This is a genomic window from Mycobacterium genavense ATCC 51234 (assembly GCF_000526915.1).
GTDB classification, from domain to species: domain Bacteria; phylum Actinomycetota; class Actinomycetes; order Mycobacteriales; family Mycobacteriaceae; genus Mycobacterium; species Mycobacterium genavense.
This window is the reverse complement of the sequence record NZ_JAGZ01000010.1, coordinates 78,668-101,100: the sequence shown is the minus strand read 5'-3', so window position 1 is coordinate 101,100 and position 22,433 is coordinate 78,668. Positions and strand designations below refer to the sequence as shown.

Here is a 22,433-nt window from a genome sequence, read left to right as displayed (position 1 = left end):
TTAACCTGCCGGCGCCGGCTCGGCTGGCGGGGGTGGGGCGCCCGGTGGGGGTGCGTCCGGCGCCGGCGGCGGCGCCTGGTTACCCGCCGGGGGTGCGCCGGCGTCGGCCGGCGGTGCCGGAACGTCTTGCGGCGCTTGGCTGGCCGGGGCTTGCGTGGTGGTGGCCCGCGGCGGCGTCACTACCGGCTGCTGGGGCAGGTGCTGATTGCCCGGCGGCATCTCGGGCGGCGTGTTGGACTGCTGCGGCGGGCTGGCCGGTACCTGCGCCGGAAGCTGCGGCAGCTGCGGCATCGTCAGCCGCTCTTCGGGGATGTCGGGTGGGGGCACCGGTGCCTGGCCGTTGATCAGCAGCTGACCCTTGGCACTGTTGACCAGGGTGGCCCAGCCCCCGTTGCCCAGCGTGGCGCCGATGCTGCAGGCGACCTCGCGGCTACCCGCCGACCAGCTCGGCAGCGACACCGTCGGATAGATCAGCGTCAGCGTGGTGGTGCGCAATTTGATCGGCGCGAGGTAGGCGTCGGTCATCTTGGTGCAGGCGTCCTTGATGTAGCCGTCCTGGTCGGGTTCGGCCGGCAGCGCGCCCGGGAATTTCTCGGCCAGGTTGACCGTGCCGGTGACCTCCATGGCGTGCGGGGCCTTGCAGTCGACCGGGGCATCGACGGGCTGGTTGGCCGTGGTGTCGATGCCCAGGCAGGTGCCGGCGGGCCACACCTTGGACTGGTCGACGTCGGCGACCTTGCCCTTGAAGGCGGCCTGCTCGTTGTTCGCGCCGGGCATCTGCAGCCCGCACAACATCCGGCGCTCACCGGACTGACGCCAGGCCCGGTCCCCCGCCCACAGCAGGCTGACGCTGAATTTGCTGTTGGGGTCGTACTTGGGTCCGAGGTAGCGGCGCACCGCGGCCTCGCATTGCTCCTGGCTGATCTGCTGGATGCGAGCCGGCGACGGCGGCGCGGCGGTGGGACCGTACTCGGAGCCGGGGAAGGTCCGCATGTCGATGGACTCGGCGACCTCGAACTTGTGGTCGTCGGCGCACTTGACGATGCTCGCGGACTCCGGCGTGACGTCCGGCCACATCAGGCAATCGCCGCTTTTGGCGTGGTTGAACGCCGCGTCGGTCTTCGCCCCGGTGCTGGGCACCGGGTTGCCGTCCAGGTAACCGGCAAGCCGGCCCTGCCCCGGCCCGCCGACCGGCAGGGCGGTCACCAGTCCGGCGATCAGCAACCCGCCGAGCGCGAAGAGCAGCAACGCCCGCCGGGTCGCGGTCGCCTGCAAGCTGCGCGGTAATCCGGAGCCGGCCGCCGGCTGCTCCGCCTCGGCGGCGGGCGAGCTGGGTGCGGCGACTTCCGTCTCGAGCGTGTCCGACATCGAGTCCATTCTGACAAAGCACCCGGGCGAACGTGACAAACGTTACAGATGTGAGTCCTGGGGCTAGCTCGGGCGGACGCTGCGCGCGCGGGGTGCCGAGCCGAAAGTAGTCTTGCCGCCGTGATCGACCTCAAGCTGCTCCGCGAAGACCCCGACGCCGTTCGCCGCTCCCAACTCAGCCGCGGCGAGGACCCGGCGCTGGTCGACGCGCTGCTGGCGGCCGACGCCGCCCGCCGGGCCGCGATCTCGACCGCCGACACTTTGCGCGCCGAACAGAAGTCGGCCAGCAAGAGCGTCGGCAAGGCGTCGCCCGAGGAGCGCCCGGCGTTGTTGGCGCGCGCGAAGGAGCTCGCCGATCAGGTGAAGGAAGCCGAAACCGCCCAAGTTGATGCGGAGACGGCGTTCACCGCGGCGCACATGGCGATCTCCAACGTGGTCATCGAGGGGGTTCCGGCCGGCGGCGAGGCCGACTTCGCCGTCCTGGACATCGTCGGTGAGCCGACGGCGATTGCCAACCCGAAGGATCACCTGGAACTGGGCGAGTCGCTGGGCCTCATCGACATGCAGCGCGGCGCCAAGGTGTCCGGATCGCGGTTCTACTTCCTGACCGGCAAGGGCGCGCTGTTGCAGTTGGGTCTGCTGCAGCTGGCGCTGCGGCTGGCCGTCGAGAATGGCTTCATCCCGATGATCCCGCCGGTGCTGGTACGCCCCGAGGTGATGGCCGGCACCGGGTTCCTGGGCGCTCACGCCGAGGAGATCTACCGGGTCGAGGCCGACGACCTGTACCTGGTCGGCACCTCGGAGGTGCCGCTGGCCGGCTACCACTCCGACGAGATCCTGGACCTGTCCGGCGGCCCGTTGCGCTACGCGGGCTGGTCGTCGTGTTTTCGCCGGGAGGCCGGCAGCTACGGCAAGGACACCCGCGGCATCATCCGGGTGCATCAGTTCGACAAGGTCGAAGGCTTCGTATACTGCACGCCCGCCGAGGCCGAGGCCGAACATCAGCGACTGCTGGGCTGGCAACGCGAGATGCTGGCGCGTATCGAGGTGCCGTACCGGGTGATCGACGTCGCCGCGGGCGACCTCGGCTCGTCAGCCGCCCGCAAATTCGACTGCGAGGCATGGGTTCCCACCCAGCAGACCTACCGTGAGCTGACGTCGACGTCGAACTGCACCACGTTCCAGGCGCGCCGGCTGGCCACCCGCTACCGCGACGACAATGGCAAGCCGCAGATCGCGGCCACGCTCAACGGCACGCTGGGCACCACCCGCTGGCTCGTCGCGATCCTGGAGAACCACCAGCAGCCCGACGGCAGCGTGCGGGTGCCCGCCGCGCTGGTGACGTTCGTCGGCAGCGAAGTGCTGGAACCCTAGGCGTCGACCGTGGCGCGCTCTTGTTCGTGGCGGCGCTGCCGTTCCATCGTCGCGAAGTAGAACGCGAACGCGAAGCTGGTGAACAGGCTGGACACGAAGTGCAGCCAGGGCCGCCGATATCCGCGGCGGTACCCGTCGACGATGGTAAAGATCGGCAGCAGAACAACATTCGCGATCGTGTAGTCCTGGCTGGCCGAGCTGGCCGCGGGGGTAGTGAACATCAGCTTGATGTATTCGGCCCAGCTCCCGTGCTCGCCCCACAGCGGGTTGGTGGATCCGTGCGAGTACTCCGCTACGTAGGTGATGTTGAAGTACCAGCCGAGTGCGACCGAGGCGATCCCGACGACGTAGTAGACGATCTCCATCGTCGAGAAGAAGGGGCCGCCGGCGGGGCGAGCGAAGACGTTCGAGTTGGACCTGACGATCCAGATGATGACGGCCAGTCCGAGTACCGCGTGCGTGATGAGCGAGACCATCCGCGCAATCTCGCCCCCGCCGCGAAGTGTTGTCAATATTGTCAAAAGAATTCTTGGTACCTTACTGCAATGGTCAGGCCCGCCCAGACGGCACGCAGCGAGCGCACTCGTGAGGCGTTGCGCCAGGCTGCGGTGGTGCGATTCCTGGCCCAGGGCGTGGAAGACACGTCGGCCGAGCAGATTGCCGCCGATGCCGGGGTGTCGCTGCGCACGTTCTATCGCCACTTCACCTCCAAGCACGACCTGCTGTTCGCCGATTACACCGGGCTGCACTGGTTTCGCGCGGCCCTGGATGCCCGGCCGGCCGACGAACCGATCATCGATTCGGTGCAGTCGGCCATCTTCTCGTTCCCGTATGACGTCGACGCGGTGACCAAAATCGCCGCGCTGCGCCACGACGAGCTCGACCCCGGGCGCATCGTCCGCCACATCCGGGAGGTTCAGGCCGACTTCGCGGATGCCATTGGGGCGCAACTGCAACGGCGTCGCTGCGGGGTCGACGGAACTGCGGAACCCGGCGTCGACCAACTGGTGCACACCGCGGTGACCGCCCGCTGCATCGCCGCCGCGGTGTTCGGCGCGATGGAGGTCTGGATGGAAAGCGACGACCGGTCGCTGGGTGAGCTCGCGCGGGTGTGCTACGCGGCGCTGGAGTCGCTCCGGGCCGGCATCACCGACTGCTGGAACACGGCGGCCACCCCCCAAGTTTCGTCATAATTGACAAAACTTTGTCTGCGTGCGAGCCTCCTTTCCGGAGGGCACATGACTGGTTATGACGCGATCGTTATTGGTGCAGGGCATAACGGCCTGACGGCAGCGGTGCTGCTGCAAAAGCCAGGCTGCGCACGCTGTGCCTGGATCTCAAGCTCTCTACGCGGGGGGCATGGCCTCCACCGTCGAGTTGTTCGACGGGTATCAGTTCGAGATCGCCGGCTCGGTGCTGTTCCCGACCTCGTCGGAGGTGGTCAAGGAGCTGGGCTGGACACCATGCCGACGATCGACCTGGACGTCATGTCGGTGGCGGTGCGCGGGGTGGGCGACGATCCGCTGATCCAGTACAGCGACCCGATCAAGCTGTTCACCCACCTCAACGAGGTGCACGGGGCCGAGGCCGTCAACGGCATGGCCGGGCTGATGGGCTGGGCGCAGGCGCCCTGCCGCGCGTTGGGCCGGTTCGAGGCCGGTGTGCCACCCAAGAGCATCGACGAGATGTATGCCTGCGCCACAAACGAATTCGAGCGTTCGGCCATCGACGACATGCTGTTCGGCTCGGTCACCGAAGTGTTGGACCGCTACCTGCCCGACCGCGAGAAGTTCGGCGCGATCCGCGGCTCGATGACCGTGCTGGCCGTCAACACCCTCTACCGCGGTCCGTCCACGCCCGGCAGTGCGGCGGAGCTGGCCTTCGGGCTCGGCGTCCCGGAGGGCGACAGCATACAGATGAAAAAGCTGCGCGGTGGCATCGGCGCGCTCACCGAGCATCTGCGCCGGGTGTTCGAAAGCCACGGCGGCGAAGTCCGGTTGCGTACCACGGTGACCGACATCCTGGTCGCCGACGGTCGGGTGACCGGGGTGCGCACCGAGTCGGGCGAGACGTTCGACGCCCCGATCGTCGTTTTGGGCATCGCGCCGGACGTCACCGTCAACAAGATGATCGATCCGGCCGCGCTGCCCGCCGATATCCGGGAACGGTATGCGCGCATCGACCACCGCGGCAGCTATCTGCAGATGCACTTCGCGCTGGACGAGGCTCCCGAATTCGCCCCGCCGTATCAGGTTCTCAACGACCCGGCCATGCAGGCCTCGATCGGTCTGTTTTGTACGCCGGAGGAAGTCCAGCAGCAGTGGGAGGACGCTCGGCGCGGCATCGTTCCGGCCGACCCGACGGTGGTGCTGCAGATCCCGTCGCAGAACGACCCGGCCCTGGCTCCCGACGGCAAGCACGCCACGTCGGCCTTCGCGCTGTTCTTCCCGATCGAGGGCAACGTGGACTACGGGCAGGCGAAAATCGAAATGGGTCAGCGGGTGATCGACAAGATCACCCGGCTCGCACCGAACTTCGAACGCAGCATCATCCGCCACACCACCTTCACCCCGCGGCACATGGGGGTGATGTTCGGCGCGCCCGGCGGCGACTACTGCCATGGCCTGTTGAACGCCAACCAGATCGGCCCTAACCGGCCCGGGCCGAAAGGCTTTCTCGGTCAACCGATCCCGATCAAGGGGCTGTACCTGGGCAGTGCGGGCTGCCATGGCGGGCCCGGGATCACGTTCACCCCGGGCTACAACGCCGCTCGGGCGGCGCTGGACGACCGCTAGCGGTTCAACAGCGCGTCGAGCAGCGCGATGAACTCCTGCGGGCGCGCCGGAGTGAACGCCGGGTTCGGCCGGGTGCCGGGAACGTCCAGGGTGATCAACGTCGACTTCAGTGGCCGGCGGATGTCCAGCGGCAGCCAGTGGCGCGGGTCCGGTCCGCCCCAGAAGGTGAACCGGGCCATCAGCCAGCCCAACGACTGCGCCTTGTAGCCGCGAATGGTGTCCAGCGCGATGACCTTCGACGTGCCGTCGGGAAAGTGATACCGCCGCAACGTGATCGCCGCCCGGTCCAGCTGCACCAGACCGTCATCGTAGGTGTCGTTCATGTCCGGCGGCTTCGCAGCTCGTGACCGCGGGTGGTCAGGCAGCGACCGTTGTCCAGCCGCCACTGCCAGCCGTGCAGATTGCAGGTGAGCGTATCCCCTTCGACCACACCGAATTTCGACAGATCGGCCTTCAGGTGAGGGCAGCGGCGCTGAATCTCCCAGCCGTCCATCGTGATCGACGCGGAGTCGTCGTGGGTTTCGGCGAACCATCCGTCGGCGTAGGCGATGCGTTCGTCGGTCAGGCACTTGAAGAACGTGTACAGGTATTCGTTGTAGCCGCCGACCCGCCACGCGGTAAAGCGCGTGGACAAGAAGATGGTGTTGACCCAGTCCGGTTCGTGATCGCGCAGCACGGTGCGCACCAGCTCCGGTGCGATCGCGAAGCCGTAGCGAACCTTCTTGTGGGGAATGCGGTCGCGCACGGTTCGTTTCGGGAAGTCCAGCACCACGGTCTCCGGGCCGATCACCAGCTCGACGGGATAGCCGATGCCATCGCAGATCTCGTTGCTTTGCAGCATGATCGGCTCGAACAGGGCGCGCAGTGGTTCCAGCAGTGGCTCACCGGCCGCGGGCGCCCAGCTCGCCCGCTCGGCGGTCAAGACCGGAGCCATCCGCTCGGCGTAGTCGGCGATGTAGTCCGCCTTGCCGGTGGTGAAGATGGCCTCCACCTGTTCGTCGGGCAGCGGATGCCGTAGCGAAGTCAGGGATTTGCCGGTGAAATCGGCGACCGACCCGGGAATCATCAGCAAACCGCGGTCATGGCCGTGCCGGCGCATCTGATCCAGGAACACCATCTGGTCGGGGAAGATGTTGGTCGGGTCCCCGCGATCGTCGTTGAGGTGACGCAACTCGGGGTCCAGAAAGCACGGCGGGCCCGCGGACGGCACCACCCAGGTCGCGTCCACCTGGGCGATGTACTGGCGCGCGCGATCCATCTGGCGCTGCCGCTTCTGGGTGCCGAACGACTCCTTGGCCCGGGCCGGCATGTCGTAGACCATCGGGTACCAGATCGCTCCGGAGTACTGCAGCAGATGGACGTCGATATGCCCGAACTCGGTTGCGAGCATGTCCAAATCGACCGGCCGGGCGTCGTTCATGTTGAAAATCGTTGTCGTACCGTCGGATACGACCAGGGCCGAGTCGCCGATCGGACCGTCCGCGGGTGCTCGCAGCGCGACGATCATGACGTCGAGGTCACCCTTGGGTCCGCCGACCTGATGCTTGACCGAGTTGCTGGTCTCGAAGAAGCGATGAAAACCTAACTCCTGCAGAGCGTTTCGAAGATCGGGTACCGGGAAGTCGGGCAGCAGCACCACCGCATCCTTGTTGACGTGGTCGCGCAGCAGCTTTGCGTCGAAATGATCCTTGTGCAGGTGTGAGACATACAGGTAGTCGCAATCGCCGAGGGCATCCCAATCCAGTGCGGTGTTATCCGGGAACGGGAACCACGACGCGAAGTAGGCCGGATTCACCCAGGGGTCGCACAGAATGCTGCCCGCCCGGGTTTGGATCAGAAATCCGGCGTGGCCGACGCTCGTGACCTGCACAAATGCCTTTCGAATGGTTTTAGGGATCGGTTCGAGCTTAGCGTGAGCCGCCCTCGGCGGTGGGATCCGACGCCTGCCACAGCCGCCGGTAGTAGTCGATGCGTGCCGGGTCCGGTTCGACGCCGTAGGCGTCGAAGAACTCGGGCTCCCAATCGCGGCCGCGATAGTTCCAGCCCAACGACAGCGTCGCGACCGCGAGGTCGGCCCACCGGTCGGCCAGCCCGAGTTCGCCCAGGTCGACGTGCCCGCAACAGCGACCGTCGTCGTCGATCAAGGTGTTGGGGGCGCACGCGTCGCCGTGGCAGACCACCAGCCGGTCGATCGGTGGCGGAGCGCCGACGCGTAGCCGGGCGGCCGGTGCCAGCGCGGCCAGCCGGTCGGCCGCCGACCATTCGAAAGGGCATGTGCGCGTCGGCAATCCGTCGTGTAGTGCGCGTAGTCCGGCACCGATCGCGCGGACCGCCACCCGCGGGACCGCCCGCCGGCGCGGATGCACCGCGGACAGGCCGGCCAGCCCGCGGGTATGCAGCCAGGCAACGCCCGCGTCGACCCCGAATCCGAGCACCCGCGGCACCGTCACGTGGCGAACGGCCCAGCGCAGCCGTCGCGCCTCGGCGGTGAAGTCGGCGCCGGGGGCCACCTTGACGAAATCCGGGGCCGAGGCGCGCGAGCCCAGCCGGAAGGTCGTCCCGCCTTCCTCGTTGACCCAGACCGCGCGCACCGGCCGGCCGGCAGCTAACCGCGCGACGATCGCCGGCGGCGGGGAGGGCGGAAAGGTCACGGGCACCTCTTTTCACCACTTCAGACGGCTGGATACCGGTGGCACTAGGCTGAGAAGCTGTGGAACCGGTATACGGGACTGTCATCCAGCTTGCTCGCTTGGTCTGGCGTCTCCAGGGCCTGAAGATCACCGTCTCCGGGGTCGAGCATCTACCGGCCACCGGCGGCGCGGTGATCGCGATCAATCACACCGGTTACCTCGACTTCACGTTCGCCGGGTTGCCGGCGTATCAGCAGGGCCTCGGCCGCAAAGTGCGCTTCATGGCCAAGCAAGAGGTGTTCGACGGCAAGATCACCGGCCCGATCATGCGCAGCCTGCGGCACATCCCGGTGGACCGGCAGGACGGAGCGGCGTCCTACGAGGCAGCCGTCCGCAACCTCAAGGACGGCGAGCTGGTCGGCGTCTACCCCGAAGCGACGATCAGCCGCAGTTTCGAGATCAAGGAATGCAAGAGCGGTGCCGCGCGCATGGCCGTGGAAGCCGGAGTGCCGATCATTCCGCACATCATCTGGGGTGCGCAGCGGATCTGGACCAAGGATCATCCCAAAAATCTGCGTCGCCCGAAGGTGCCGATCACGGTGCTGGTCGGCGAGCCGATCGAACCGACCCTGGGCGTACCGGAGTTGCGGGGGCTGCTGCACTCGCGGATGCAGCATCTGCTGGAACGCGCGCAGGAACAGTACGGACCGCACCCGGCCGGTGAGTTCTGGGTGCCGCACCGGCTGGGCGGCGGCGCCCCGTCCCTGGCCGAGGCCGCGCGCCTGGATGCCGAGGAGGCGGCCGCGCGGGCGGCACGGCGTGCTCAAGCCGCGGGGGCGCCGGAGTAGCCGTCGATGGTGGAGCCGATCTATCGCACGTTGGAGATCTTGTCCCAGTTGGGAGTGTTCGTCTCGGGTACCAGGATCAGCTACGGCGGGGTCGAGAACATCCCGCGGCGTGGGGGTGCGGTGGTCGCCATCAACCACACCAGCTACGTCGACTGGCTGCCGGCCGGGCTGGCGATGCACCGCCGCGGCAGGCGGCTGCGGTTCATGATCAAGGCCGAGATGCAGCAGGTGAAACTGGTCAACTTCTTGATCAAGCACACCGGAACCATTCCGGTGGACCGCAATGCCGGGGCGGCTGCCTACGCGGTGGCGGTGCAGCGGCTTCGCGAGGGGGAGCTGGTCGGCGTCTATCCGGAGGCCACCATCAGCCGCAGCTTCGAGCTCAAGGAGTTCAAGACCGGTGCTGCGCGGATGGCCCGGGAAGCCGGCGTCCCGATCGTGCCCGTCATCGTGTGGGGTGCCCAGCGGATCTGGACCAAGGATCATCCCCGAAAGATCGGCCGCCACAACGTGCCGATCACCGTGCGGGTTGGCCCGCCGTTGCAGGCCGGCGACGACATCGCGCGGACCGACGACGCGCTGCGCGAGGCGATGACCAAGCTGCTCTACGAAGCGCAGCAGCAGTATCCGCAGCCGGCCGGGGAGTACTGGGTACCGAACCGGCTCGGCGGAGGGGCGCCGACGATGGCCGAGGCGGCTCGGATCGAGGCCGACGAGGCCGCGGCGCGGGCGGCCAATCGCATCCCGCGCCAGTAGCCTTAGGGCGAAGGAGAAGACATGGCAGAGGGGTTCTACCGGTTCGGGGAATTGATCGTTCCCCCGCTGGTGGCGATGAACGGGACCAAGTTCACGTTCCACGGGCTACAGAACATTCCGCAACGCGGCCCGGCGCTGATCGCGCAGAACCACACCAGCTACCTGGACTGGCTGCCGTCCTTGTTCGCCGCGCGGGAACGCGGCCGGCGGATGTACTTCATGATCAAGGCCGAGATGGCCGACGTGAAGGCCGTCGACTACGTGATCAAGCACGCCCGGCTCATTCCGGTGGACCGGCGCAATGGGCACGACGCCTTCGCGGCGGCGGTGCAGCGTCTGCGGGCCGGTGAACTGATCGGGATGCACCCCGAGGCCACCATCAGCCGCAGTTTCGAGCTCAGGGACTTCAAGTCCGGGGCGGCGCGGATGGCGTTGGAGGCGCAGGTGCCGATTGTCCCGCTGATTGTCTGGGGGGCGCACCGGATTTGGCCCAAGGATCATCCAAAGAAGTTGTTCCGCAACAAGATTCCCATCACGGTGTCGGCGGGTGCGCCGATTCCGCCCCGTGGTTCCGTCGAGCAACTCAACGCGACACTGCGCGAGTCGATGAACACGCTGCTCTACCGGGTGCAGGAGGAGTATCCGCATCCGCCGGGGGAGTTCTGGGTGCCGCAGCGCCTCGGCGGTGGTGCGCCGAACCGCGATGACTCGCAGGCGATCCGACTGGTCGAGCTGCAGCAGCGGGCCCAGAAATACGGGACCGACGGAGTGACCCGGCCGGGCGAGAAACAAAGCGGGCGGCATTGACGAGCGCGACCGGCCGGGCGGGCGGAACGCCTGCGTGACGGCTCAATGACGGCGCCGACTTCGCGGCCGGCGCTCATCGCGTGCGACGTCGACGGCACCCTGTTCGACGACGACGAAACCATCACCCCGCGCACGCGTGCCGCGGTGCGCGCCGCCGTCGAGGCGGGCGCCGAATTCGTTGTGGCAACCGGCCGTCCGCCGCGATGGATACGGCCGATCGTGGAAGAGCTGGGGTTCGCGCCGATGGCCGTGTGCGCCAACGGCGCCGTCATCTACGACCCCGCAACCGACCGGGTGGTGTCGGCCCGCACCCTGCCCGTCGACACGCTGGCCGAGCTGGCCGAGCTGGCGGCCCGCGTCATCCCGGGCGCCGGCCTGGCGGTGGAGCGGATCGGGCGCAGCGCCCACGACACGGCGACGCCGCAGTTCGTCAGCTCGCCGGGCTACGAGCACGCCTGGCTGAACCCGGACAACACCGAGGTGTCGATCGAAGACCTGCTCAGCGCGCCGGCGATCAAACTGTTGATCCGCAAGACCGGTGCCCGCAGCGCGGACATGGCCGCCGAGCTCGTCAAGCACGTCGGCGTCGAGGGCGACATCACCTACTCCACCAACAACGGCCTGGTGGAGATCGTGCCGCTGGGCATCAGCAAGGCCACCGGCATCGAGGAGATCGTCTACCCGCTGGAGATCGTCAGCGGCGAAGTGGTGGCGTTCGGGGACATGCCCAACGACCTGCCGATGCTGCGGTGGGCCGGTCACGGCGTGGCGATGGGCAACGCGCATCCCGAGGTGCTCGCGGCCGCCGACGAGGTCACCGCCCGCAACAGCGACGACGGGGTGGGACGTGTGCTGGAACGGTGGTGGGGCTAGCCGCCGCGCGCCGGTGCTGACCTCTGCCGAACCTGTAGCAAATGTGGCAGACTGCCCGCGTGCCCGCGTTCTGGCCCCTTGCCGCTCCTCAGGTGTTTGCCGGCGCCGATCGGTCCGGGTCGAAGGAGCGGTAGTGGCGGCGGATGAAGAGCCGCCGAAGGGCGGCGAGCCGCTAAACGACAAGGCGGATGACAGGCCGGACGAGGAGTCGGAGCCGGAGCAGCTCACCGGCGGCGGTGACGCCGGGCAACCCGCGGACGAGGACGAGTCGCGGCTGCCGTCCGGCGGCAGCGTGGAGTTTCAGGATGCGGCGACGACCAAGCCGCGTCCGCCCACACCGGCCGAACAGCGGGCCCGGGCCAAGTACGAGAAGAAGCAGCGGGAGCTCGAAGAGGCGCGGCAGGCGGCCGAGGAGAAGCGGCGCCATCAGCGCCGGGTGTTGATGGGTGCCGCGGCCGCCGTCGGCGTGGTGGGCCTGGTGGCCGGCCTGGGGTATTGGGCGCTGTCGGAGCCGAACGTCACGGCCCAGTGCGTCCAGGACGATCCGAGTGGTCAGCCGGTGATCGTGCCGGACAGTTACTGCACGGGTCATACCGCGGGGCTCAACGGCTTCTTCTTCTACGGCGGCCACCAGTACCGTTACTACTACGGCAGTTCGGGCTCGGTGGGTTCGCGGCCGAGCGGCGGAACGACCGTCGCTCCCAAGGGCGCCAACATCACCACCAAGTCGGGGACCAGCATTTCGCGCGGCGGCCTGGGTGGCTCGTCGCCCGGGAAGAGCAGCGGCTCGTGAAGCGCGCCAGGCGGCGGCCGCGGCCGAACTGGCAGACGATCGTGGAATCGCAGGGTCTGGTGTACGGGACGCCCGCGCGTGATGCCAGTGGCCGTAGTCGGCCGTATTGGGACGAGTCGGTGCACTACGAGTTCGAGATGGACGAGATCCTGGCGTTGGAGGCCGACGTCGAACTGCTGCACTCGATGTGCCTGAACGCCGTCGAGCAGGTCGTCCTGATGGAGCGCTACGCGGAATTCGGTCTCCCGGAATGGAGTTGGCAGCCAATCGCCGAATCATGGCGGCGCGCCGACCCACACGTCTACGGCCGCTTCGATTTACGCTACGACGGACGACGACCCGCGGTGCTGCTTGAGTACAACGCCGATACCCCGACGACGCTGCTGGAAGCCGCGATTCTGCAATGGTATTGGCTCAAGGATTGTTATCCCGACGACGACCAGTGGAACTCGTTGCATGAACAGCTGGTCGACCGCTGGAAGCAGCTGCGCGATCTGCTGCCCAACGACGAGCTGCACCTGAGTTGGTCAGGCATGGAAGCCACTGGCGAGGACCAGATTACGACCACCTATATGCAGGAAACGGCCGCGGAGGCCGGCTTTCACACCGTCGGGCTGACGATCGAGGACATCGGCTGGGATTCCGCGCTGGAGCGTTTCGTCGATCTGGAAGAGTCGCCGATCCACGCGGTGTTCAAGCTCTACCCGTGGGAATGGGTGCTCGACGACGAGTTCGGCAAGCATGTGGTGTCCAGCCTGCCGCAGACGGCGTGGATCGAACCGTTGTGGAAGACGTTGTTGTCCAACAAGGCGATTCTCGGCATCTTGTGGGAGATGTACCCGGGCCACCCGAACCTGTTGCCGGCCTACATCGACGATCCACACGAGCTGACCGAATACGTCCGTAAACCCAAGCTGGGACGGGAAGGCGCGAACATCAGTGTCGTCGGCGCCGGCGTCCAGACCGCCACCGGCGGCGTCTACGGCGAAGAGGGATACGTCTATCAGCTGGTGGATCCGCTGCCGGAATTCGACGACATGCGGCCGGCCCTGGGCGCGTGGATCGTCGGCGACACCGCGGCCGGTCTCGGCATCCGCGAGACGGCGGGACTGATCACCGACGACGGCGCGGCCTTTGTCCCACACCGGATCCCCCAGAAGTGAGCCGCCGAGCAAGTGAACGGAGTTGATCATCGATGACAAGAAACGTCGTGGCGCTGAATTCGGGCTACTGGGACCACGGCTATTGGGCGGTGCTCGGCCGGGGCGCGGCCGCCATCATTCTCTACGCGATCGTCGGCCTGGTGCTGATGCTGGTCGGGTTCTACGCCATCGACCTCACCACGCCCGGGCCGCTGCGCAGCATGGTCAACGTCGGAAAGCCGAATGCGATCATCGTCTCCGCCGCGGGCATGGTGAGCATGGCGCTGATCGTGGTGCTGGCGATCTACTCGTCGTCGGGAAAGCTGGCCGAGGGCCTGGTCGGCTCGGCGGTGTTCGGGCTGGTGGGCATCGTCACCCAGGTGGTGATGATGCGCATCGCGGCCGTGGTGATCGGCATCGACATGGACGTTGTTCAACTCCGACGATTTCAACTACGAGGTGCTGATGGTGGCCGCCGCTCAGGTCGTGCTCGGCATCGTGGTCGCCGTCGCGATTCTCTGACGGGAAGGCGGATCTAGACGGCCCGCAAGCTTTTCGGCGGCACGGTGGAAGCGATCAGCGTGTCCGCGTCGATGGTCAGGGGTCGGTAGGGCAGCGCCGGCAGTTGTGCCGCCATCCGTGCGACGGGGTCCTCGCACGCTTCGGCGAGCCCGGAAAGAAACGCCCATTCGTGTTCGTCGCTGCCGAAATAGACGACGGTGGAGAAGGTTTCGCGAAATCTCTGCCACGACGAGCGCAGTGATTCGTTGCGCCACAGCGTGGGACAGCCGGCCTGAGCGACGACGACACGCCCGACGTCTCGGCAGCGCCGCAGGAAGTCGGCGTGGTAGAGCCGGTTGTGCTGCACGGCCTCGGTGCGCTCGTCGGGCAGATCGATCACCACGACGTCGTACGGGGTGGCGCAGCGATCGACGAACTCCCAGCCGTCGCGGTAGTGCATGGTTATCGGCCCGGATCCCATTTCCGCCCTGCGTAGCTCGTCTTCGGTGTAGCCGTAGGGAAGGTGCTGTGCGCACAACCGGACGGCCTCGCGGTCGATGTCGACGTGATCGACCTGGGTGGCCCCGGCCGATACCGCCTGCTGGCTGACCACGCCCTCGCCCGAGCCGATGACGAGCACTCGCTTGACCTCGCCGGCCAGCAGCAGCGCCGGTACCAGCAACGCCTCGTGATAGACGTGCTGGCTGAATTCGGTACTTTGGCGTTCGCCGTCGCTGAACAACGAGATACCTTGCTGGGTGCGCCCGATCACCAGGTTCTGGAATTCGGTGTCGACGTCGCAGATGACCTCGGACACATCCCAGATCCGGGTCAGCCCCGGCGCCAGCGGTTCGGCGATCTCCCAGCGGTTATCTGCGGCACTGTCGAAATAGGTTGGTAATGCGCAAAATCCGTTGACGTTCACCGATGCGTAGCTCGCGGTGTATGCGCCGGTGTCGGGGATCTGGACCCGGTCGCCGGGACTCAGGCTGACCGGAAGCGTATAGCTTTGGTAGAGTACGTCGTCGCCGTCGCACGTCGGGCCCGCGACGACCGCATCGTCGACGGGGTCGCCGTCGCGGTCGGTGAGCAGCCGGTAGCGGATGTACTCGTTCTCGGTCTCGGCAAGACCGCCGTAGGGACCGATGTCGAGGTACACCCAGCGCCGGGCGTCGGTTCCGGTGCGCACCGCCACCACCTCGCAGCTGATCGTGCCCGCCGACCCCGCGATCGCCCGCCCGGGTTCGACGACCAACTGGGGCGGGCTTACCCCGAAATGGCTGCCCAGCGCCGACTCGACGGCCGCGGCGATGACGTCGAGATCCGGTGCGGCGCCGGCGTAAGCCAACGGGAATCCGCCGCCGACGTTGAGCGTGCTCAGATCGCCGAGCTCGTCGAAAATCGCTGCGGCACAACGTATTCCCAACTCCCACGCCGCGGGGTCGAGTTGCTGGGAGCCGACGTGAAAGCACACACCTTCGGCGCGCAGCCCCAGCCGCTGAGCACGTTTCAGCAACTCCGCGGCGGACTCCGGGGCGCAGCCGAACTTGTGCCCGAACGGCGTCACCGAGGAGAGAAACTCCGCTGCGATGCGGCATTCCACGGCCGCACCCGGGGCGTGCTCGGCGATGGCCGTCATACCCTGGCTGGTGTCGAACGCGAACCGCCGAACCCCGCGCGCGTACGCCGGGGCGATATCGGCGGGCTTCTTGACGGTATTCCCGAACGTCATCAGGTCCCCGTCGACGCCGGCCGAGGCGCATGCGGCGATCTCGCCGACCGATGCGACGTCGAAGGCCGAGCCCTCCGCGGCCAGCACTCGCAGCACCGGTTCGGCCGGGTTCGCCTTGACGGCGTAGCGAATCTGCGCTTGGGGAAACGCGGCGCGCAGCGCCCGAAAGTTCTTGCGCACCCGACGAAGATCGATGCTCAGATACGGCGTCTCGGGCACAGGTCGCACACTAGTACGCCTGTCGGCGGTGTGCTGGGGGCGTCAGGCGTCCGGGTGGGTAGGCAAGGAGAAGTATTCCGGCGGGACGGCCGGGGCGCTGGGTTCCTGTCCCGAGAGCTTGGTGGTGATGCCGTCGAGGATCTCGCTGACGTCGCCGGTGAGGCGGTTGTAGTTCAGCGTCCCGTGCTGGAAGTTCTGCGTGATCTGCAGCGGCTCTTGGATTTCGGCGCTGGTCGGCAAGCCCAGCGGGCCGCGCTCGTACCTCTGCGAGGCCCAGGCGTCGTAGATCGCGCCGGTGACGGGCTGTGCCCCGGTCACCGGGGACCAGTACATTGCACCCTTGGCGAAGGTGGAGTAGCGGGCATCGCCTTCGGCGTTGTCTTCCGGCGACGTGGGCGCGCCCAGCACGCTGTTCATCCCGCCGAGTTCCTGCCAGTGCTGGTAGATGGCGCCGCCCTGCAACGCCTTGATCAACTCCTCCGGAGGATCGTTGAAATGCGATGCGATATCCCGGATTTCGTTCATCAACGCATACGCGGCGTTGCCCGGGCAGTCGGTGTTGCCGACGTCGCGGTGGGTGAAGATGGTCGGCAGCGCCGCGACGGTGCCGGCTGGAAACGTCGTGTAGTGGCTACCCGCGGACTCCAACGACACCGTGCCCTTGGGGTCGACGCCGTCCAGGCCCAGCCGCCAGCCCAGCAGCCGTCCGACGGCGCGAAGCTGCAGCGGTGTCGGCGGTACGTCGTCGAAGTTGCCGATCATCGCGACACCCCAGGTGTTGCGGTTGAATCCGCCGGTGTGGAAGCCCTCGACGGCCTTGGTCAGACCGCCGGCGCTGCCCTCGAACACCTGGCCGTACTTGTCGACCAGCGCGTTGTAGGCGATGTCGCACCATCCCAGCGTCTTGCTGTGGTAGGTGTAGATCGCTTTGACGATGCCCGCCGATTCCAGCGGCGAGTAGTCGTTGCTGCCGGCGGTGTGGTGAATGACGGCCGCGCGAACCCCGTTGTCGTACTGCGGACTACCGCACCGCAGCGACTCGTCGGCACCCCATTCCGCCCGGCTGATGATGGCGGGCGCCTGGCCGGGCATCAGCACTCCCGACGGCGGCGTCCACGTCGTCTTGACCGGCGCCTGCGGCGAGGAGATCAGGATCGCGGAGATGTTCTGCCCGAGCGGATGTTCCTTGGAAGCCGGCCGATAGCCCAGATTGTCGGCCGGTGCCGCGGGAGTCGGCCCCAGGGTCACCGCGGCATCGAGCGGGCGGGTGACCGCGATCTGCACGGTCATCGTGGTCCCGACGAACACCGGATCGGTGCTACGAGGTCCCTCGGTGGGTCCGACTGCCGCGGCCGATTCGCCGGCCGGCGGTCGGTCCGGCGCCGCGGTCTCGTACTCGGTCCGGTACCAGGGCCCCCACGACCCGTCGGGGTGTTTAGCCCGCACCCGGGTGGAGGTGCCGGCCAGGTCGCCGGTGAGGGCGACCAGCGAAAACGGCGTCTGCTGGGTGACTTCGCGAACCGTGACACCGCCCCCGAGCCCGACCAGAGGCTGCTCGGTCAGCTTCGTTTCGCGAGGCGGATTGGCGGTGGCGGGGGCGTCGTGGTCGCGGGTCAGGTCCGCGACCGCCGAAACGAGGACAACCGTGGCCGCGATGGCGGTAAGCAACATCGTCGGCGGACGGTTACGAGACGACACCAGCCGATGTTACGTGTGTTTCTGGTGGTATTAATGAGGCGACACGAGTTTTCGCGGGCCCAAAACCCGTTCGACGGCACCGCAGAGGATTGGTGACTCTGCGGTGCCGTCAGGTAACAGGACCCCCGAATGTTCTAGACCGGAGGCAGCGCCGGGGGGAGCGCCGCGGTCGCACCCGGGAGAGCACCGGCCGCGCCCGGCAGGGCGCCGACGGCACCGGGCAGGGCACCGGCGGCACCGCCCTGAGCCTGCCTGATGGCCGGCATCACCAGGCCCTTGAGCAGGTCGATGGCCTGACCGGCACCAAGCTGGTTGGCGGCTTGCATCACGTCGTTGACGAGCCCGCCACCGCCGCTGCTGCCGCTGCCCGCCCCGCCGATCGGCGAGGTGCCACCCAGCGTCGACGGGTCACCCAGGATCGGGTAGGTGCCGTCGACACCCGGCTCCAGCGGCGCGCTGATCGGCACCTCGCCGGGGGCACCCAGACCACCGGGGGTGAGACCGGCCGGGCTGGTCAGCCCCGGGTTGGCCAGTGCGGGGTTCAGCCCCGCGCCCGGCATGGTCGGCATACCCGGAGTGGTCGGCATGCCGGGCGTGGTCGGCACACCGGGTGTCAGCGCACCGGGCGCGGCACCCGGCGTCAGGCCCGGGCTCGTCAGACCGGGGCTGGTCAACCCGGGGTTCGTCAGGCCGGGACTCGTCAAGCCCGGAGTGCCCAAGCCGGGAGTGCCCAGGCCGGGACTGGTCAGGCCCGGGTTGGTCAAACCGGTGGTGCCGAGGCCAGGACTGGTCAGGCCCGGGCTGGTCAGGCCGGTAGTCCCCAGGCCCGTCGTCCCGGTCCCGGTACCGCCCAGGGCGGGCACGGGCGGCAAATTGATCCCGAACTGGGACAGACCCTGGGTCAGCGCGCCCACCAGCTCGCCGGGCAGGTCGGACATGACGGCTGCCTGCTTGAACTCGTGGTGCTCGACCGGCTTGTTGCTGGCGGTCGATTCGTAGACAAGGAAGTAAGCGCAAGGACTCGCCACTGCCAGGGCGGCGACCGCGCTCATGGCTGTCGAGAGCTTGCGACGGCGTCGGTTCGGCACGGAAGTCTCCTCAATTCATCGGTTGTGTCGGCGGACCCCGCCGGTCCGTATCCGGGGGAACCACACAGGTTCGATGGTACGAGTTGGGAGACCTGTTACTAGAGTGGAGATATGGAATCGTGAGGTATTTGCGACCCTGCGCGTTACGTGCGCAAACCAGCCTCGCCAACTGGGGTGCGCCCGCGGGGTCCGATACCCTAGGCAACCGATGACCGCTCGTTTTGACCTCCTCGTCGTCGGGTCCGGATTCTTCGGCCTCACCATCGCCGAACGTGTGGCCAGCCAACTCGGAAAGCGTGTGCTCGTCGTCGAGCGGCGTCCGCACATCGGCGGCAACGCCTATTCCGAACCCGAGCCGCAGACCGGCATCGAGGTGCACAAGTACGGCGCTCACCTGTTCCACACCTCGAACAAGCGGGTCTGGGACTACGTGCGGCAGTTCACCGAATTCACCAACTACCAGCACCGCGTCTTCGCGATGCACAACGGGCAGGCCTATCAATTCCCGATGGGGCTGGGCCTGGTGTCGCAATTCTTCGGCAAGTACTTCACCCCCGATCAGGCCCGGCAGCTGATCGCCGAGCAGGCCGCCGAAATCGACACCGCCGACGCGCAAAACCTCGAGGAAAAGGCGATCTCGCTGATCGGCCGGCCGCTGTACGAGGCGTTCGTCAAGGGCTACACCGCCAAGCAGTGGCAGACCGATCCGAGGGAGCTGCCCGCGGCCAACATCACCCGGCTGCCGGTGCGCTACACCTTCGACAACCGCTACTTCAACGACACCTACGAGGGCCTTCCGGTCAACGGGTACACCGCGTGGCTGCAGAACATGGCCGCCGATGACCGCATCGAGGTCCGGTTGAACACCGACTGGTTCGACGTTCGCGATCAACTGCGCCAGGAGTCCCCGGTTGCCCCGGTCGTCTACACCGGCCCGCTGGACCGCTACTTCGACTACGCCGAGGGCCGGCTCGGCTGGCGCACCCTCGACTTCGAGCTCGAGGTGTTACCCGTCGGCGACTTCCAGGGCACGCCGGTGATGAACTACAACGACCTCGACGTGCCCTACACCCGCATCCACGAGTTCCGGCACTTCCACGTCGAGCGCGACTACCCCACCGACAAGACGGTGATCATGCGCGAGTACTCCCGGTTCGCCGCGGACGACGACGAGCCCTACTATCCGATTAATACCGAGGCCGACCGCGCCCTGTTGGCCGCCTACCGGGGGAGGGCGAAGTCCGAGACCGCTGCTTCGAAAGTACTTTTCGGCGGGCGGCTGGGCACCTATCAGTATCTGGATATGCATATGGCCATTGCCAGCGCACTGAACATGTACGACAACACCCTCGCGCCACATCTGCGCGACGGAACGCCGCTGACCGAAGAGGAAGGCCCGCGCGGATGACCGCCGTGAGCTTGCTGTCCCGCATCATCTTGCCGCGTCCGGGGGAACCGCTGGACGTGCGCAAGCTCTACTTCGAGGAGTCGACCACCAACGCCCGGCGGGCGCACGCCACCAGTCGCACGTCGCTGGACATCGGCAAGGAGTCCGAGGTCTCCTTCGCCACGTACTTCAATGCCTTCCCGGCCAGCTATTGGCGCCGCTGGTCGATCTGCACCTCGGTGGTGCTGCGCGTCGAGCTCACCGGAACCGGGCGCGTCGACCTGTACCGGACCAAGGCCACCGGCGTGCGGATCTCGGTGGAGGGCCGTCAATTCGTCGGCACCAACGAGCAGCCGGCCGTCGTCGAGATCGAGGTGCCGCTCAAGTCGTTCGAAGACGGCGGCTGGATCTGGTTCGACATCACCACCGACACCGCCGTGAACCTGCTCAGCGGTGGCTGGTACGCAACCGAGCCCGCCCCGGGCACGGCCAACATCGCCGTCGGTATCCCGACGTTCAACCGGCCCGCCGACTGCGTCAACGCATTGGTCGATCTCACCGCAGATCCGTTGGTGGACAAGGTAATCGGTGCGGTGATCGTCCCGGACCAAGGCACCCGGAAGGTGCGCGACCACCCGGACTTCCCGATGGCGGCCGCCGGCCTGGGCAATCGGCTCTCCATCCACGACCAGCCCAACCTCGGCGGTTCCGGCGGTTACAGCCGGGTGATGTACGAGGCACTGAAAAACACTGACTGCCAACAGATTTTGTTCATGGATGACGACATCCGCATCGAGCCGGACACCATCCTGCGGGTGCTGGCGATGAGCCGCTTCGCCAAGAAGCCGACGCTGATCGGCGGTCAGATGCTCAATTTCCAGGAGCCGTCGCACCTGCACATCATGGGCGAGGTCGTCAACCAGTCGAACTTCATGTGGACCGCCGCGCCGCACGCCGAATACGACCACGACTTCGCCCAATTCCCGTTGAACGACAAAAACGATCGCAGCGCGCTGCTGCACCGTCGCATCGACGTCGACTTCAACGGTTGGTGGACGTGCATGATCCCGCGCCAGGTCGCCGAGGAGCTGGGCCAGCCGCTGCCGCTGTTCATCAAGTGGGACGACGCCGAGTACGGCCTGCGCGCCGGCGAGCACGGCTACCCGACGGTCACGCTGCCCGGCGCCGCGATCTGGCATATGGCGTGGAGCGACAAGGACGATGCGATCGACTGGCAGGCCTACTTCCACCTGCGCAACCGGCTGGTGGTCGCCGCGCTGCACTGGGACGGAGACGTCACCGGCCTGGTCCGCAGTCATCTCAAAGCAACGCTGAAACACCTTGCCTGCCTTGAATATTCGACGGTAGCGATTCAGAACAGGGCCATCGACGACTTCCTGGCCGGTCCGGAGCACATCTTCTCGATCCTGGAATCCGGGCTGCCGGAAGTGCATCGGTTGCGCAAGGACTACCCGGATGCCGTCGTGCTGCCCGCGGCGAGCGAATTGCCTGCGCCGCAACACAAGACGAAGGCGATGAAGCCGCCGGTGAACCCGGTGTCCATCAGCTACCGGCTGGCTCGCGGGATCTTGCACAACCTCAAGACCGCTGACCCGGAAAGCCGTCAACGTCCGGAGTTCAACGTGCCGACCCAGGACGCGCGCTGGTTCCGGCTGTGCACCGTCGACGGTGTCACCGTCACCACGGCCGACGGGTGCGGCGTGGTCTACCGGCAGCGCGACCGGCGCAAGATGTTCCGCTTGCTGCTGGGATCGCTGCGCCGCCAGCGGCAGTTGTTGAGCCGGTTCGACGAGATGCGCCGGGTGTACCGCGGCGCGCTGCCGGTGCTGTCCAGCAAGCAGAAGTGGGAAACGGTGCTGCTTGCGGAAGCAAGCCATGCCTGAAGTGGCGCCGCGCGGCGAAGTGGCCGCGATGGTTGCCGTGCAGTCGGCCCTGGCCGACCGTCCCGGGGTGTTGGCGACCGCGCGCGGCATGTCGCACTTCGGGGAGCACAGCGTCGGTTGGCTGATCGTCGAACTGCTGGGCGCCCTGTTGTGGGAGCGCCGCCGCCGGGAATGGCTGGTGGCCGCCGCCGGCATGTTCGCCGCGCACGCGGCCGCCGTGCTGATCAAGCGGGTGGTGCGTCGCAGGCGCCCGCACGACCCGGCCGTGCGGGTCAACGTCGGCACCCCCAGCGAGTTGAGTTTCCCGTCGGCGCACGCCACCTCCACGACGGCCGCGGCCGTGCTGATGGGCCGGGCCACCGGGCTGCCGCTGCCGGTGGTGCTGGTTCCGCCGATGGCGCTGTCGCGGATACTGCTGGGCGTGCACTATCCCAGCGACGTCGCTTTCGGCGTGGCGCTCGGCGCCGCCGTCGCGCGCCTTGCACTCTGGCTCGATAGGAAGTCGAGGTAGGTGTGAC

The 22,433-nt window shown here is 67.4% G+C and carries 20 protein-coding genes and 1 pseudogene; 13 read left to right on the top strand and 8 right to left on the bottom strand.

From position 1 onward, the window contains the following. The gene (locus T428_RS0119615) at positions 1-1,377 is read right to left on the bottom strand and encodes a septum formation family protein (RefSeq protein ID WP_036468483.1); all 1,377 of its coding nucleotides are present in this window, start codon (positions 1,375-1,377) and stop codon (positions 1-3) included. A 111-nt stretch (positions 1,378-1,488) separates the two neighbouring features. Between T428_RS0119615 and serS the strand changes: the two genes are divergently transcribed. Further along, positions 1,489-2,742, top strand: a complete 1,254-nt coding sequence (gene serS / locus T428_RS0119610) for a serine--tRNA ligase (RefSeq protein ID WP_025737826.1) — start codon at positions 1,489-1,491, stop codon at positions 2,740-2,742. Here serS and T428_RS0119605 read toward each other — a convergent pair. Next, entirely contained in the window at positions 2,739-3,218 is a 480-nt protein-coding gene (locus tag T428_RS0119605) for a DUF2834 domain-containing protein (protein WP_025737825.1), read from the bottom strand. The genes serS and T428_RS0119605 overlap by 4 nt on opposite strands. 69 nt (positions 3,219-3,287) lie before the next feature. Here T428_RS0119605 and T428_RS0119600 point away from each other — a divergent pair, with 69 nt between their 5' ends. Together T428_RS0119600 and T428_RS29600 are read left to right on the top strand one after the other, a co-directional pair. Beyond that, positions 3,288-3,935, top strand: a complete 648-nt coding sequence (locus T428_RS0119600) for a TetR/AcrR family transcriptional regulator (protein ID WP_025737824.1) — start codon at positions 3,288-3,290, stop codon at positions 3,933-3,935. A 45-nt stretch (positions 3,936-3,980) separates the two neighbouring features. Then, a pseudogene (locus T428_RS29600) lies at positions 3,981-5,537 on the top strand (phytoene desaturase family protein). Here T428_RS29600 and T428_RS0119590 read toward each other — a convergent pair. Genes T428_RS0119590 through T428_RS29595 form a run of 3 tightly spaced genes read right to left on the bottom strand, consistent with a single transcriptional unit; the run spans position 5,534 to position 8,188 of the window. Further along, positions 5,534-5,860 (bottom strand): hypothetical protein, encoded by a 327-nt coding sequence (locus T428_RS0119590; RefSeq protein ID WP_025737823.1) that lies wholly within the window; start codon positions 5,858-5,860, stop codon positions 5,534-5,536. The pseudogene T428_RS29600 and the gene T428_RS0119590 sit on opposite strands and share 4 nt — an antisense overlap. Further along, complete coding sequence (locus T428_RS0119585) at positions 5,857-7,407, bottom strand: MBL fold metallo-hydrolase (RefSeq protein WP_025737822.1); 1,551 nt, start codon at positions 7,405-7,407, stop codon at positions 5,857-5,859. The genes T428_RS0119590 and T428_RS0119585 overlap by 4 nt, the downstream gene beginning before the upstream one ends. Positions 7,408-7,444: 37 nt before the next feature. Then, positions 7,445-8,188 carry an aminoglycoside phosphotransferase APH(3') gene (locus tag T428_RS29595; RefSeq protein WP_036468517.1) on the bottom strand — a complete coding sequence of 248 codons (744 nt, stop codon included), beginning with the start codon at positions 8,186-8,188 and terminating at the stop codon, positions 7,445-7,447. Positions 8,189-8,247: 59 nt separating this feature from the next. On the opposite strand from T428_RS29595, the gene T428_RS0119575 reads away from it, so the two are divergent. From T428_RS0119575 to T428_RS29585, 7 genes are all read left to right on the top strand, one after another. Then, entirely contained in the window at positions 8,248-9,015 is a 768-nt protein-coding gene (locus tag T428_RS0119575) for a lysophospholipid acyltransferase family protein (protein ID WP_025737821.1), read from the top strand. 6 nt (positions 9,016-9,021) lie between these two features. Further along, positions 9,022-9,771: a lysophospholipid acyltransferase family protein gene (locus T428_RS0119570; RefSeq protein WP_025737820.1), complete on the top strand. Its 750-nt coding sequence runs from the start codon at positions 9,022-9,024 to the stop codon at positions 9,769-9,771. A 21-nt stretch (positions 9,772-9,792) separates the two neighbouring features. Then, a complete protein-coding gene (locus tag T428_RS0119565) occupies positions 9,793-10,578 on the top strand; it encodes a lysophospholipid acyltransferase family protein (protein WP_025737818.1) in 786 nt (261 codons plus the stop codon). Positions 10,579-10,623: 45 nt separating this feature from the next. Further along, complete coding sequence (locus T428_RS0119560; RefSeq protein WP_025737817.1) at positions 10,624-11,451, top strand: Cof-type HAD-IIB family hydrolase; 828 nt, start codon at positions 10,624-10,626, stop codon at positions 11,449-11,451. A 133-nt stretch (positions 11,452-11,584) separates the two neighbouring features. Then, a complete protein-coding gene (locus T428_RS29590; protein WP_025737816.1) occupies positions 11,585-12,244 on the top strand; it encodes a hypothetical protein in 660 nt (219 codons plus the stop codon). Then, positions 12,241-13,407, top strand: coding sequence for a glutathionylspermidine synthase family protein (locus tag T428_RS0119550; RefSeq protein WP_025737815.1), 1,167 nt, complete (start codon positions 12,241-12,243; stop codon positions 13,405-13,407). Before T428_RS29590 ends, T428_RS0119550 begins: the two co-directional genes overlap by 4 nt. Positions 13,408-13,439: 32 nt before the next feature. Continuing rightward, positions 13,440-13,925 (top strand): DUF350 domain-containing protein, encoded by a 486-nt coding sequence (locus T428_RS29585; protein WP_342666350.1) that lies wholly within the window; start codon positions 13,440-13,442, stop codon positions 13,923-13,925. On the opposite strand, the gene T428_RS34910 is transcribed toward T428_RS29585, so the two are convergent. The 3 genes from T428_RS34910 to T428_RS0119530 all read right to left on the bottom strand — a co-directional run bounded on the left by T428_RS34910 (position 13,922) and on the right by T428_RS0119530 (position 18,624). Beyond that, a complete protein-coding gene (locus T428_RS34910) occupies positions 13,922-15,838 on the bottom strand; it encodes a spermine/spermidine synthase domain-containing protein (RefSeq protein ID WP_025737814.1) in 1,917 nt (638 codons plus the stop codon). The genes T428_RS29585 and T428_RS34910 overlap by 4 nt on opposite strands. A 42-nt stretch (positions 15,839-15,880) precedes the next feature. After that, on the bottom strand, positions 15,881-17,536 hold the full coding sequence (locus tag T428_RS0119535; protein WP_025737813.1) for an N-acetylmuramoyl-L-alanine amidase: 1,656 nt from the start codon (positions 17,534-17,536) through the stop codon (positions 15,881-15,883). A gap of 134 nt (positions 17,537-17,670) precedes the next feature. Next, complete coding sequence (locus tag T428_RS0119530) at positions 17,671-18,624, bottom strand: hypothetical protein (RefSeq protein WP_025737812.1); 954 nt, start codon at positions 18,622-18,624, stop codon at positions 17,671-17,673. A gap of 208 nt (positions 18,625-18,832) precedes the next feature. On the opposite strand from T428_RS0119530, the gene glf reads away from it, so the two are divergent. From glf to T428_RS0119515, 3 genes are read left to right on the top strand one after another with little or no spacing between them, the layout of a single operon-like run. Next, positions 18,833-20,032, top strand: a complete 1,200-nt coding sequence (glf, locus tag T428_RS0119525) for a UDP-galactopyranose mutase (protein WP_025737811.1) — start codon at positions 18,833-18,835, stop codon at positions 20,030-20,032. Beyond that, the gene (locus T428_RS0119520; protein ID WP_025737810.1) at positions 20,029-21,915 is read left to right on the top strand and encodes a glycosyltransferase; all 1,887 of its coding nucleotides are present in this window, start codon (positions 20,029-20,031) and stop codon (positions 21,913-21,915) included. Before glf ends, T428_RS0119520 begins: the two co-directional genes overlap by 4 nt. After that, the gene (locus T428_RS0119515; RefSeq protein WP_025737809.1) at positions 21,908-22,426 is read left to right on the top strand and encodes a phosphatase PAP2 family protein; all 519 of its coding nucleotides are present in this window, start codon (positions 21,908-21,910) and stop codon (positions 22,424-22,426) included. The genes T428_RS0119520 and T428_RS0119515 overlap by 8 nt, the downstream gene beginning before the upstream one ends. The last annotated feature ends 7 nt before the right edge of the window (positions 22,427-22,433 follow it).